Genomic DNA, 13,160 nt, shown 5'->3' on the forward strand with positions numbered 1-13,160 from the left:
GGGTTTTTCCCCAGCATTTGTCCAAGAGCCAAAGGCTCTTGAGACGTCTCACGAGCTTACAGCTCGTGGACTTTTCCAGAGAGGGTGCGATTCCTTCGTAGGCGAAGCGGTTAAATAAATTCATCTATCCGCACCCAGCCGTACCCGTCCCGAATCTCACGCTCACCAGCTCCCCCGCTCACCAGCTCCCCCGTCTTACTTCTCTTCCCCGTCCTTTTCCGTAAACAGCATCGTCATCGTCGCGATATCATCACGGTTACCGATCACCACCACCGTATCCCCCTCCTCAAGTACCGTCTCCCCGTCCGGCGAAACGATCGCATCCTGCCGTCCCGCCCGCCGTACCGCGATCACTGAAACACCAAAGTTCATCCTCAGATGCAGATCACACAGCCGTTTTCCCGCGCAGTCACAATCTTTCCCCACCCTGATCTGTTCCACACACGTCTTCTCCGTCGAGATCACCTCATCCGCATGCTTCGCCTTCAGACGGATCGCGTCCAGGATCCCTCCGCTGTTCTTCTGCCCTGGAGCCGGGGGCTTACCCCCTCCGGTTCCGTCGAGATACTCATTATACACTTCGCTTCGTACCTGCTGCGAGTACATCTCCAGTTCCTGGACCGGGATCTGCTGATTAGCCAGGATCCTGCGGAAGATCTGCAGAGCCGCCTCCTTCTCATCCACGATCACCTCATCAGCTCCCAGCCGGTAAAGCTCGTTCGTCTCCGAGATATATCTCGACCGGGTAATGATCGAGATCTTCGGATTCATCCGGCGTGCGGTCGTCACGATCGCCTTGATAGCCTCCATGATCGGGATCGAGATCACGATCGTCTGGGCTTTATCGATCCCTGCAAACTCCAGATTACACTCACGGGACGCATCGCCGTAGACGATGTTCTCCCCCCGTTTCCTCTCTTTTGCCACAGTTTCCGCATTCATCTCCAGGATGATGTAAGGGATCCCCATCTTTTTCAGGGCTCGTGCCACATACCTGCCGCCAAGCCCGTAACCGACAATGATCACATGGCTTTCCAGGTCCGTTTCACCCGGAATGCAGAACTCGTCGAAGTCCCGGTGTTTTTCCGGAAGACGGCTGGTGATCTTGCCGGCGATCCACGGTCCGGCCGCCACATAAAACGGCGTGATGGCCATAGTTACGATCGACATCGCCAGAAAAATCTGATACATATTCTGGGTCAAAAGGCCGGTCGCAAGCCCAGTCGATCCTAAAATAAACGAGAACTCTCCCACCTGCGAAAGACCGATCGCAGACAGGATAGCGGCTCCGGCCGAGATCCCGATCACCTTCACCGAAACAAAATTGATCAGCGTCTTTACCAGAAGGAGCAGAACGGAAACCCCGGCGATCAGCAGCAGATGCTCGCTCAGATACGTCAGATTGAGCATCATACCGATCGAAACAAAGAAGAAACTCGTCAGCAGATCGCGGATCGGCATGATCTGGCCGATCACCTCATGACTGTAATCCGAACCTGAGATGGCAACGCCCGCAAGAAACGCTCCCAAAGCGATCGAAACACCGGTCAGAGACATCACCCAGGCGATACCGAGGCATATCAGCACGACCGCCATAACGAAAAGTTCACTGCTTCTTGTCAGAGTGACCCTTTCAAGAAACTTGGGGACCAGGTAGATGGAGGCGATCAGAATCACCGCCAGGAGCCCCATACCGATAAAAAAGTTCAGCACGGATCCTGCAAGATCGGTCTCTGAGCTTCCGGCAAGGAGAGGCACGAGCATCATCATCGGCACAACGTTCAGATCCTGGAAAATCAGCAGTCCAAGCGCGATCTTCCCGTGCTGGGTGTCGATCTCCCCGGACTTCTGATAGATATTCATGATGATCGCCGTCGAAGAGTGTGCTACTAAAAATCCGATGAACAGCGAAACGCTCGAGCTGAATCCTGCGGCGACCATCACCAGCCAGACCACTCCGGTCGTAAGAATGAGCTGGAGCCCTCCGCCTATCAGCACGATCTTCTTCATTGAAAGCAGATTTTTCAGCGGGATCTCCAACCCTATGGTGAACATCAGCAGAATGACGCCGAGCTCTGCGAGCAGGGACACCTGCTCTTCGGTGATCAGGTGCAGACCAAACGGCCCCACAATAACGCCTGTTATGAAATACCCGATAATAAACGGGATGCGGAGCCTTTTCCCGACAAGTAAAACCGCGATCGCGCAAGTAAGCACGATCACGACTGCCATGATCAATTCTATATATTCCTCCATTATCTCTCCGAAATATCCTGGAGAATAATATACCTTGCTCAGCAAAAAACGTAACTATACTCACCCGCCGGGATGTGTTTTTTCTCTATGTTTTGGAAAATAGACGCGACGGATCGCGTCCTGCAGGTAAAAATAGTATGCGTGCCCTCAGGTAGTATATGCAGCCTTCTCGGCGAACATTATCATTATAGTTCCAATGGCCTCCCGGTCCCCGATCACTACGGCGGTATCGCCTTCATTCAGGATCGTATCTCCGTCCGGGGAGACGATCACATCGATCTTTCCCACACACCGCACCGCGATCACCGAAACACCGTAATTCCTGCGCATCTGGACATCGGCGATCCGTTTGCCGGCGATATCCGCCCCTTTCTCGACCCTGATCTGCTCCACCCGTGAGGTATTTTTAGCCATCATCTCACCCGCCTGCTTTGCCCGGATCCGGATCATATCGAGTCTGCTTCCTTTTGCAGACGTTCTGATATTTGAGTGGATGGGTTTTTCGATGTATTTGTCGTAGATCTCGCTTCTGGCCTGTTTCCCATACAGATCCGCGTCCTGTACCGGCACCTGCTGATTGGAAAGGATCCGATGGAAGATCTGGAGAGCCGTCTCCTTTTCATCAACGATCACCTCATCCGCTCCGAGATGATACAGCTCGGCTGTCTCGGAGATAAACCTTGACCGGGTGATGATGCCGATCTTCGGGTTCATCCTGCGTGCGTTGGTGAGGATCCCTTTGACCGTGTCCATCTGCGGGATCGTGATCACGATCGTCTGGGCTTTCCTGATCCCGGCAAACTCCAGCACCCCTTCCCGGCATGCATCGCCGTAGACGATGTTCTCGCCGAGTTTTTTCTCGGCTGCCACCGTTTCAGGGTTGAGTTCGAGGATAATATAGGGGATCTCCACTTTTTTCAGCGCCTTTGCCACATAATGGCCGGTAAGTCCGAACCCGACGATGATCACATGCCCGACCGGAAGGTCGTCCTCAGCGTTCCCTGCGGATCCGGCGGCGGGAGGAACCGGTCAACGAACCTTGGCGCGATACTGATCATCGTCGGGGTCATGATCATCGTCAGGATCGAGACGGCCAGAAACACCTGATAGACATCATCGGTCAGGATCCCGCTGGAATAGCCGGTTGCTCCGAGCACGAAGGAGAACTCTCCTATCTGCGAGAGACCGAATGCTGAAAGAAGTGAGACGCTTGCCGCTATCCCGATCGCTTTGACCGAGATGAAGGTTATCAGGGATTTTCCCTCAATCAGCACGGCGGCAAGGATGAGTATGAACAGCAGATGCTCCCCGAGATACGAAAGGTTCAGCAGCATGCCGATCGAGACAAAGAAGAAACTGGTCAGAAGATCGCGGATCGGCAGGATCTGGCCGACGACCTCATGGCTGTAATCCGATTCGGAGATCGCGACGCCTGCAAGGAACGCGCCGAGCGCCAGGGATATGCCGTTCAAGGACATCAGCCAGGCGATCCCAAGACAGATGGTCACGATCGAGATGATGAACAGTTCGTTGCTTCGGGTGAGGGCGACCCTCTGCAGAAATCTCGGGACCAGGTAGATGGCGGCGATCAGGATGACGCCGAGCATCGCCAGACCGATCAGGAAGTTCAGCACGCTTGCGAGCAGATCGGTGTCGGCAGGTCCGGCAAGGATCGGGGCAAGCAGCATCATCGGAACGACCGCAAGATCCTGGAAAATCAGGATGCCGAGCGCGATCTTTCCGTGTTTGGTCGCCATCTGTCCCTTCGACTGGTAGAGGTTCAAAACGATGGCCGTTGAAGATGTCGAGACCATCATTCCAAGAAACAGTGCGGTGTTGGAGGGAAATCCCGCCAGCTGGAGGACAGCCCAGACGAGGAACGTGGTGATGATCATCTGCAGACCGCCGCCTATGAGGACGACCTTCTTCATGGAAAGGAGGCTTTTGAGCGAGATCTCCAGACCTATGGTGAACATCAGAAGGATGACCCCGAGCTCTGCGAGGACCGATACCTGCTCTTCGGTGATCAGATGGAGACCGAAGGGTCCGACGATTATCCCTGTGAGAAAATAGCCGATAATGAACGGGATATGGATCTTTTTTCCGATAAAAAGCACGCCGACAGAGCATGCAAGCACGATCACGACTGCCATTAGAAGATCTATCTGCACAACCATATCCGGATCCTATTTTATATAGCAGAATTATGCTCTGTGATCAGTAAAAAATATACCTATACTTCCATCAGGAAGATCCGTTTTTTTGCATGATCCGGGGTTTTTCCGGATGATTTCGGCTGGTGTCCGGCGGTCTGGCGAGAGAAAATATTTAGCCTGAGCAGAGAGGATATGTATATCTTACGTATGCCGGATACCTTTCTGACCACCTATCTTAACTCCGCGATCGAGAAGCTTATCAAAGATATTCTGAAGGGCACCCTTTCGAACCGGAAGGAGACGGCGTTTCTTCTGGGGCAGATGAAGCATCAGCGGGAGAATGCAAAAAAACGGGCGGCCTGTTCGCATATGCCGGCATTTCTGATTGCAAGCATTACGTCGTCGTGCAATCTGCATTGTGCGGGCTGTTATGCCCGGGCGGTCGGAATGTGCGGCGATGCGCCGGGAGGTGCGGAACCGCTGAGTGTTTCTGAGTGGGAGCATATCTTTTCGCAGGCTGAGGATCTTGGGATCTCGTTTATTCTTCTTGCCGGAGGGGAGCCGCTTCTCCGCCGGGATCTTATCGGGGCGGCCGCCCGTCACACGCCGGTCATCTTCCCGATATTTACGAACGGGACGCTGATCGATGATGGGTATCTGGCTTTGTTCGACGGGCACCGGAATCTGGTGCCGGTGATCAGCATCGAAGGGGGCAGGGAGGAGACGGATTCACGCCGGGGATCGGGGACGTATGCGGTTCTGTCGGCGGCGATGGATCGTCTGCGGGCGGAGAAGATCCTCTACGGGGTTTCGGTGACGATCACGCGGGGGAATCTGGCGGAGGTGACGTCGACGGCTTTTTTGGATCTGCTGCGGGATCAGGGATGCCGGCTGGTGTTTTATATCGAGTATACGGCGATCGATCACGGCTCAAAGGAGATGGAACTGGACGCGGCGAGGCGTGAGGATCTGGAGGGGAAACTGACGACGATCAAGTCGGCGTATCCGGGGATGGTGTTTATTTCGTTTCCGGGGGATGAGAAGCATATGGGCGGGTGTCTTGCGGGCGGCAGAGGATTTTTCCATATCAATCCGTACGGTTCTGCAGAGCCGTGCCCGTTTTCGCCGTATTCGGATCGGAATCTGCGGAACGTTTCTCTGCTGGATGCGGTGAACTCGCCGTTTTTTGCGAGGCTGATCGACGCGGGTCTTGTCGGCGGGGAGCATGACGGGGGCTGCGCTTTGTTTGAGCACGAGGCCGAGGTGCTGGCGATAAAAAACAGGTTGTGAGTTTTTCTTTTTTTACTGGAGGCTGCAGGAGGAGCAGCTTCCGTGCAGGTTCCGTTCGGTGAGCTGGCCGATCTGGAGTTCGAGGTCGCGGACCCGTTCCATGAGGTCTGCGTAGTCGCGTTCGAGTTCTTCGAGGCGTTTTTCGATGTTTTCCTGGGATGTCATGTATAGGAGGTTGGTGTACTGGGTTTTATAGGTTGGTTATATGGAACGGGTGGTAAAAACAGGATCACGGCGGAGAACCGCCGGATATCTTGGAACTATGCACCTTTGTTCTGAATCATGGATTCGCCAATACTATTATCTCATCTGAATACACATAAGAAATTAATTGTGGGTTCCATCACATAATTAGTGACAATAATGTGATGTACATCACATAATTATTGGAATGCCCGGGAGAGGAAGATGTATAGAACTGCAATAGATGAGCTTAGGAAGTGGAAATCGTCAGAATACCGCAAACCGTTGATCGTAAACGGGGTCAGGCAGGTAGGTAAAACCTGGCTGCTCAAAGAGTTTGGCAGACAAAATTATCAGAACACCGTATATGTCAACTTTGAGGAAAATCCCGAATACAAATCGTTTTTTGACACCACTAAAGACATCGAAAGAATTCTCCCGAATCTTGCAGTTGCCAAAAAACAGACAATACGGCCAGGGGACACTCTCCTCATCTTTGATGAGATCCAGGAGTGTCCGGATGCCTTGAATTCTCTCAAATATTTTTATGAGAATGGTCCTGAGTATCATATTGTGTGTGCCGGGTCACTTCTCGGCGTTGCACTCTCAAGACCTACCTCATTTCCTGTTGGAAAAGTTGAGTTTCTCACTCTTCGCCCCATGACCTTTTCTGAGTTTCTGATCGCGGGCGGAGATGAGAATCTGGCTTCCTATCTTGACGGCATCCGGGAGATCGAACCGATACCAGAGGCATTTTTCGGTCCGCTTTGTGAGAAACTGAAGATGTATTATATCATTGGAGGCATGCCCGAGGCAATTTATGCATGGACGAAGGAGCATGACATAAATCAGGTCCGAAAAATCCAGCAGAATATCCTGAATGCCTATACCCGCGATTTTGCAAAACACATTCAGCCGTTGTCGGATGTTCCCAAAGTCATGTATATCTGGGAGTCCATTCCTTCTCAACTGGCAAAAGAAAACAGGAAGTTTCTGTATAATGTGGTGAAGGAGGGGGCACGGGCACGGGAGTATGAGACTGCCCTTCAATGGCTTTGCGATGCGAATCTTGTGTGGAAAGTGTTCCGCATACGTTCCCCGGAACTGCCGATATCATCGCAGAAGGATCTCTCTGCTTTCAAAATATATCTGGCTGATGTCGGACTGCTCGGTTGTATGTCGGTCCTTGATCCTTCAGTTATTGCTGAGGGAGATGCAGTATTCAGCACGTTTAAGGGTGCGTTGGCAGAGAATTATGTTCTGGAGGCGATCGTTGGACAGTTTGAGGGGAACCCCGGCTATATGTCGTCGTTGAATCCAAAGTATGAGGTCGATTTTATTATCCAGCGGAAAAATCAGATCATCCCAATTGAAGTGAAATCCGACCGGCATGTTACGGGGAAGAGTCTGAAAAAATATAAAGAGCTGTATGGTGATTCGGTAAAGATCCGTGTCAGATATTCTCTGTTAAATCTGAAGCTGGATGATGATGTGTTGAATATTCCTTTGTTCATGGCCGACCATTCCGCAAGGCTTCTTGATCTTGTCCTTGGATGAAAATAAGAGGGAAAAATGAACTTGGTTCCCATTATATTATGAAGGGGTGCGGAGGCGGGCTGTCCCGGAGGGGCGGCCTCAGCTGAGCAAGGTTTTACCTTGCGATCAAATATCTGATTTGCGAGCGGGATGGGATATTTTACCGCGTTTCGGGAAGGGTACGGCTGGGTGCGGACGCATGAGAAAAAACTAACCGCGAATCGGCGCACTCGCAAACCTTCGGTTTGCTCTCCGACTCGGGTCTACGACCCTCGCTTGTTCGCCAACCCGCACTCGCAAGTTTCCTTCGAAAACTTGCTCAAGCTAAGGCAACCCCTTTCGGGGTAGCCCGCCCACACGCAAACCTTCGGTTTGCTTAGCTAAGGTCGTCGACTTCGCATCCAACCGGCCAACCCGCACTCGCAAGTTTCCTTCGAAAACTTGCTCAAGCTAAGGCAACCCCTTTCGGGGTAGCCCGCCCACACGCAAACCTTCGGTTTGCTTAGCTAAGGTTGTCTGCTTCGCATCCAACCCGCCTCCGCTGAGGGACCTAAAGGTCCCCTCCCCGCCACACGCAAACCTTCGGTTTGCTCCGCTAAGGTCGTCGACTTCGTCGCCAACCCGCCAATCAAGTATTTAATACCCATCCGCGCCAAATAATACAACATGACCAATAAGCCCACTGTCGTTACGTGCGGTCTGCCCTATACAAACGGTTTTTGTCATTTAGGGCACCTCCGGACGTACATCCCCGGCGATTTCTACGTGCGCTATCTTCGGCGTCTCGGCGACGACATCGTCTTCATCTGCGGATCCGACAACCACGGGACCCCCATCGTCGTCACTGCCGAGGCTGAAAAAACCACGCCCCGTGCCGTATCCGAAGAATATCACGCTCACTTCGATGCAGTCTTCAAATCAATGGGCATAGCGTTCGACCGGTTCGGCATGACCGATGATCCGACCAACCACAACCGGACCGCCTCCATCCTCCAGACCCTCATCGACCGCGGATATGTCTACGAACAGACCATCCAGCAAAGTTACTGCTCAAAATGCAAACGCTTCCTCCCCGACCGGTACGTCGAAGGCACCTGCCCCTACTGCGGCAAACATGCCCGCGGCGATGAATGCGACTCAGGATGCGGCCGGCACCTCGAACCCGGAGAGATCCTTGACCCCGTCTGCGCAACCTGCGGGACCAAGGCAGAACTCCGCGAACAGAAGCACTACTACTTCAAGCTCAGCAGCTTTAGGGACTATCTGTTAGAGTATCTGCCGAACCTCGGCGGCACACTGAACGCCAAAAACTACGCCATCGGCTGGGTAGAGAACGAACTCAAAGACTGGTGCATCACCAGAATGATGGACTGGGGCGTGAAGTTCCCCGGATCCGACGAACTCGTCTGCTATGTCTGGGTGGATGCCCCGATAGGATACATCTCTTTCACCGAAGAGTGGGCAAATGCGACCGGAAACAGCTGGCAGAAGTACTGGTGCGAAGGGGACCGGGTCCACTTCATCGGCTCGGACATCATCTATCACCACTGCGTCTTCTGGCCGGCAATGCTCCACGGAGCCGGGTATCAGCCGCCGTCCGCGGTCGTAGCGAGCGGGATGGTCACGATCGACGGCGAGAAGTTCTCCAAGTCGAAAGGGAACGTCGTCTGGACGAAAGAGGATTATCTCGACAAGGGACTGCCGGCAGACTATCTGCGGTATTATCTCCTCGCCTACACGAGTCACACCCGCGAACTGGACTTTTCCTGGAAAGAGTTCCAGGCACGGATCAATAACGAGCTCGTGAACACGTTCGGGAACTTTGCGAACCGGAGCATGAGTCTCGTCAAAACCAAGTTCGGCGACGTCCCGCAGATGCCGGTCGACGCGGAAATATTCGCCGAGATCGAACGTTCGCTCGCCGCAATCGAAGAGGCCGTCCGTTCATACGAGTTCAAGGCAGCGGTCGACGGCATCCTTCTTCTCGCGGCATACGGAAACGGGTACATCTCGAACGCGGCGCCCTGGAAGCTGATCAAGGAGGATCCAAACGCGGCCGCACAGATATTGAAGAACTGTCTCCAGATCGTAAAGGCGTGTGCTCTTATCATGCAGCCGGTGATGCCGGAGTCCTCCCAGAAGCTTTGGGAGATGCTCGGCTATACCGATCTGGTGGAAACCCGCCCGATCAGCGACGCACTGGTCCCGTTCGAGAACACAACACTTGGCGATGTGAAGCCGCTGTTTGCAAGGATCGAGGACAAACAGCGTGAGGAGATGGAGGCTCTGCTTACGAAGCGGGCCGAGGATTCGAAGAAGAAAGCAGCAGGAAAGGATACAATGACAGCAGTAATAGAACCAATATCAGAAGAGATTATAACAATAGACGATGTGGCAAAGCTCGATCTCCGGGTCGGCCGGGTCGTGAAAGCGGAAAGAGTGCCAAAGACGACGAAACTTCTGCGTCTCCAGGTGGATATCGGGACCGAGGTCAGACAGATCATTTCAGGCATCGCCGATGTCTATACGCCAGAAGAGATGGTGGACAAGAAGATCATCGTGGTCGTGAATCTGAAGCCGGCGAAGTTCCGGGGCGAGGAGAGTAACGGGATGCTGTTTGCCGCGGGCGACGAGGCATCACTCCTTATCCCGCTGAAGGATGTGCCGGAAGGCACAAAGATCCACTGATCTTTTCCCCTTTTTTGCCAGGTGTCTCCTGGTTTTCGCGCGGATCCGATGTAAGGCGCCGGCGCCTGAAAAAAAAGAACCGATCCCCTATCGGGATCTTATAATGCCGGATACGTCAGACCCGTCACATCGAAGTTTGTTCCAAACCGCGTATTGAACTCGGTCAAAACCCCCTCGACGCTCATATCCGCAAACAGCGCCGGGTGGATCATTTTTGCGAGAGCGACCGCCGCGGCGCAGGATCGCGGCCCGTAGGTCAGATCGTTTCGAAGAAGCCAGACCTTATCATTCTCGACCGCACTGATCGTATCGAACCCGACCCTTGATACAAGCTCGCCATACGCGGCCTGTGGGTCGTTCATATTATTCACGAGCTTCACGATGATCCCCGGACTCGATGAGACCACCCATTCATCGGAGATCTTTCTGGAACCGGCATCGGTCATGATGTTTTGACCTCCGGCGATCGAGATCAGCTGACCCATACCGGTATCCGCCCCCTGACCCCAGTATGCGGTATAACTTTCTGCGTAGACAGAGCGGGTCATAGAGATCGGGGCGACCCGTGACTCGATCTCGGTGATGACCTCGTCATAATATGCGGCGATCTTTGACGCCTTCTCAACATTGCCTGAGATCTTTCCGATCTCGATGATATCCTGGACCATCGTCTGAGGCTTCGTGCAGTCAACATACACGATCGGGATCCCGGCAGACGCCATGACCTCGGCATTCTTCGGCTTCGACGTCGCATACCCGATCACCAGATCGACGTCCAGCGAGATCAGATACTCCACATCCGGCTCGTTCCAGGTCCCGACGATCTTCGCATTCGGATACATCTTCACCTGCTCGGCATTATTTGCGATCGACTGGGAGATCCCCACAACCTTTCCTGCATCGCCAAGAAGATACAGGATCTCGCCCGCGTTCGAGTTCAAAAGAACGATCTGTTCGGCAGTCTTGTCCAGCGTCACGTTGGTTCCGTCCGAGTTGGTGATGACAAGAGACCCTGATGATCCATTCGTGATGCAGCCTGCGGCGAAGATGATACAAAGCATCGTCAGGACGATCCCCGACATAATCAGTAGTTTTTTCATACAAAACCTCTATGATGGAGCATAGGAGAGAATGAACCGCCCCTGTGCATTTTCAACAAACTCGGCATCGACGCCGTAGACATCGCGAAGCGACTTTGGCGTGAGGACATCCGCCGGCGCCCCGTGATCATACATCTCCCCGTCTTTCAAGAGCAGCACCTTGTCGGTGTACCGGAGCGCCAGATTCAGATCATGCAAAGCGATGATCATACCCGAGTTATCCTTTCTGACGATATCCCGCATCGTCGAGACGGTCTCCAGCTGGTGACGGAGATCGAGGGAACTGGTCGGCTCATCGAACAGGAAAAAGTTCGGGTCCTGGGCAAGCGCCCGGGCAATAAAAACCCGCTGCCTCTGGCCGCCGGAAAGTTCATTCACGAACCGGTCGGAGAGATCGGTGATGTTCATCGTGGCCATGGCCTGATCCACTGCGGCGAGATCGTCGTCGGAGACCGACCAGCTCATATACGGACGCCGGCCGATCAGCACGGTGTCCAGAACGGTCGTAAAGGGGGTGTAATGGAAGTACTGGGGAACATAGCCGATCATCTTTGCACGGTCGATCCTGTCGATCTTCTGCACATCGGCTCCGTCGATCGTGATCGACCCGCCGGCCGGCGTCAGGATATCAGCGATCGTTTTGATCAGCGTGGATTTTCCCGAGCCGTTTGGACCGAGAAGGGCGAGGACCTCGCCGGACTTTGCTTCGAAGCTGATGTTTTTGAGAACCGCGTGACTGCCGTACTTTTGGGAGACCGAGTCGACCGAGATGTTCATGCCAGATACCTCCCGTGTCCTCTGGTGATCAAAAAGAGGAAGAAGAACCCGCCGAGGATGTACATGATGATCCCGACCGGGATCTCGATCGGAGCAAAAATAACGCGTGCGATCGTGTCGGAGATCAGAAGGATGAGGGCTCCAAGGAGGGCAGATGCCGGCAGAAGATATCGGTAGTCGTTACCGATAAGCATCCGGCAGATGTGCGGGGCCATGAGGCCGACAAACCCGATGATTCCGGTGAACGCGAGGCATGCCGACGCGGCGAAACTGACGATCAGAAGACCGGAGATACGGAACCGCTGGACGTTGATGCCGAGATTTTTCGCAACATCGTCGCCGCTTGAGAGGGTATTGAGATCCCAGGCCCGCCGTTCGACGAGGATGAAACAGATCAGCACGATCGGGAACAAGATCGCGATCGCCTGCCATGTGGCCCCCCACATCCCGCCCATGAGCCAGGTGACGATATCCCGGAGAGCATCGTCGTTGGAGACATATTTGAGGCCGAGCAGACCTGCCTGGAACAGATAGCCGATCACGACTCCGGCGAGGATCATGATCGCCTGGGAGGTGTGTTTTGTCTTGGAGATGAGGTAGACAAGGATGACGCTCAAAAGACCGAAGATGAATGCCGAGAGGATGAGAAGCAGGGATTTTACCGAGAAGGCAACGCCGGCAAGCAGGATGGTGCCGGCAAACAGGGAACCAAAGATCACCGGGCCGAGCACGATGATAAGGGCGGCGCCAAACGATGAGGCCGAGGAGAGGCCAAGCGTGAACGGGCTGACGAGCGGATTTCTCAAAAGTCCCTGCATAACGGCCCCGGCGGTCGCCAAGGCAACTCCTGCAAGGACCGCGAGAAGGATCCTCGGCAGACGGTAGTTCATGACGATCAGATCGGCCATGCCGTCGTCGGGCGAGGCGAAGGTTCCCGGAAACAGGGCGTGACCGAACACCGCGAGGACATCCCCCGGAGGAATGTACACGGAACCGATCCCGACCGCGAGAATGGAGACAAAGAGAAGAATAATGAACAGCGTGACCAGAACGAGCAGTTTGCGTTTCTGAATAGTATGATAGAGACGTGTCGTTTTGGTGTTACTACTCTCACTATTCTTCATAACTGAGTAATTATTGGTTTTTCATTTTAAAGAAGGTGCCGGGTTTTGAT

At 53.8% G+C, this 13,160-nt stretch carries 10 protein-coding genes; 3 read left to right on the forward strand and 7 right to left on the reverse strand.

The genetic code is table 11. The features are described from left to right. Window positions 1-195: 195 nt before the first annotated feature. The 3 genes from EYA77_RS07665 to EYA77_RS07675 all read right to left on the reverse strand — a co-directional run bounded on the left by EYA77_RS07665 (window position 196) and on the right by EYA77_RS07675 (window position 4,433). Window positions 196-2,256 (reverse strand): cation:proton antiporter, encoded by a 2,061-nt coding sequence (locus tag EYA77_RS07665; RefSeq protein ID WP_167816357.1) that lies wholly within the window; start codon window positions 2,254-2,256, stop codon window positions 196-198. A gap of 147 nt (window positions 2,257-2,403) precedes the next feature. After that, complete coding sequence (locus tag EYA77_RS07670) at window positions 2,404-3,225, reverse strand: NAD-binding protein (RefSeq protein WP_167816358.1); 822 nt, start codon at window positions 3,223-3,225, stop codon at window positions 2,404-2,406. Continuing rightward, complete coding sequence (locus EYA77_RS07675) at window positions 3,222-4,433, reverse strand: cation:proton antiporter (RefSeq protein ID WP_167816359.1); 1,212 nt, start codon at window positions 4,431-4,433, stop codon at window positions 3,222-3,224. Before EYA77_RS07675 ends, EYA77_RS07670 begins: the two co-directional genes overlap by 4 nt. A 186-nt stretch (window positions 4,434-4,619) precedes the next feature. Here EYA77_RS07675 and EYA77_RS07680 point away from each other — a divergent pair, with 186 nt between their 5' ends. After that, window positions 4,620-5,702, forward strand: coding sequence for a radical SAM/SPASM domain-containing protein (locus EYA77_RS07680; RefSeq protein WP_167816360.1), 1,083 nt, complete (start codon window positions 4,620-4,622; stop codon window positions 5,700-5,702). Window positions 5,703-5,714: 12 nt separating this feature from the next. On the opposite strand, the gene EYA77_RS07685 is transcribed toward EYA77_RS07680, so the two are convergent. Continuing rightward, window positions 5,715-5,867 (reverse strand): hypothetical protein, encoded by a 153-nt coding sequence (locus EYA77_RS07685; protein WP_155897870.1) that lies wholly within the window; start codon window positions 5,865-5,867, stop codon window positions 5,715-5,717. 243 nt (window positions 5,868-6,110) lie between these two features. On the opposite strand from EYA77_RS07685, the gene EYA77_RS07690 reads away from it, so the two are divergent. Together EYA77_RS07690 and metG are read left to right on the forward strand one after the other, a co-directional pair. Further along, window positions 6,111-7,442, forward strand: coding sequence for an ATP-binding protein (locus tag EYA77_RS07690; RefSeq protein WP_167816361.1), 1,332 nt, complete (start codon window positions 6,111-6,113; stop codon window positions 7,440-7,442). A 645-nt stretch (window positions 7,443-8,087) separates the two neighbouring features. Beyond that, the gene (metG, locus tag EYA77_RS07695; RefSeq protein WP_167816362.1) at window positions 8,088-10,109 is read left to right on the forward strand and encodes a methionine--tRNA ligase; all 2,022 of its coding nucleotides are present in this window, start codon (window positions 8,088-8,090) and stop codon (window positions 10,107-10,109) included. A 98-nt stretch (window positions 10,110-10,207) separates the two neighbouring features. Here metG and EYA77_RS07700 read toward each other — a convergent pair whose 3' ends face one another. Genes EYA77_RS07700 through EYA77_RS07710 form a run of 3 tightly spaced genes read right to left on the reverse strand, consistent with a single transcriptional unit; the run spans window position 10,208 to window position 13,110 of the window. Continuing rightward, window positions 10,208-11,209, reverse strand: coding sequence for an ABC transporter substrate-binding protein (locus EYA77_RS07700; RefSeq protein WP_167816363.1), 1,002 nt, complete (start codon window positions 11,207-11,209; stop codon window positions 10,208-10,210). Between the two features lie 9 nt (window positions 11,210-11,218). Beyond that, the gene (locus tag EYA77_RS07705) at window positions 11,219-11,986 is read right to left on the reverse strand and encodes an ABC transporter ATP-binding protein (RefSeq protein ID WP_042700406.1); all 768 of its coding nucleotides are present in this window, start codon (window positions 11,984-11,986) and stop codon (window positions 11,219-11,221) included. Further along, window positions 11,983-13,110: an iron ABC transporter permease gene (locus EYA77_RS07710; RefSeq protein WP_042700403.1), complete on the reverse strand. Its 1,128-nt coding sequence runs from the start codon at window positions 13,108-13,110 to the stop codon at window positions 11,983-11,985. The genes EYA77_RS07705 and EYA77_RS07710 overlap by 4 nt, the downstream gene beginning before the upstream one ends. Window positions 13,111-13,160 lie beyond the last annotated feature (50 nt).

Source organism: Methanocorpusculum sp. GPch4, from assembly GCF_012062385.1.
GTDB lineage: Archaea > Halobacteriota > Methanomicrobia > Methanomicrobiales > Methanocorpusculaceae > Methanocorpusculum > Methanocorpusculum parvum.

What these genes read in the sequence shown, in the direction of transcription:
- EYA77_RS07710 (WP_042700403.1), bottom strand. Translation starts at nt 13,110, where the DNA reads ATGAAGAATAGTGAGAGTAGTAACACCAAAACGACACGTCTCTATCAT.
- EYA77_RS07685 (WP_155897870.1), bottom strand. Translation starts at nt 5,867, where the DNA reads ATGACATCCCAGGAAAACATCGAAAAACGCCTCGAAGAACTCGAACGC.
- EYA77_RS07700 (WP_167816363.1), bottom strand. Translation starts at nt 11,209, where the DNA reads ATGAAAAAACTACTGATTATGTCGGGGATCGTCCTGACGATGCTTTGT.
- metG (WP_167816362.1), top strand. Translation starts at nt 8,088, where the DNA reads ATGACCAATAAGCCCACTGTCGTTACGTGCGGTCTGCCCTATACAAAC.
- EYA77_RS07690 (WP_167816361.1), top strand. Translation starts at nt 6,111, where the DNA reads ATGTATAGAACTGCAATAGATGAGCTTAGGAAGTGGAAATCGTCAGAA.
- EYA77_RS07665 (WP_167816357.1), bottom strand. Translation starts at nt 2,256, where the DNA reads ATGGAGGAATATATAGAATTGATCATGGCAGTCGTGATCGTGCTTACT.
- EYA77_RS07705 (WP_042700406.1), bottom strand. Translation starts at nt 11,986, where the DNA reads ATGAACATCTCGGTCGACTCGGTCTCCCAAAAGTACGGCAGTCACGCG.
- EYA77_RS07680 (WP_167816360.1), top strand. Translation starts at nt 4,620, where the DNA reads ATGCCGGATACCTTTCTGACCACCTATCTTAACTCCGCGATCGAGAAG.
- EYA77_RS07675 (WP_167816359.1), bottom strand. Translation starts at nt 4,433, where the DNA reads ATGGTTGTGCAGATAGATCTTCTAATGGCAGTCGTGATCGTGCTTGCA.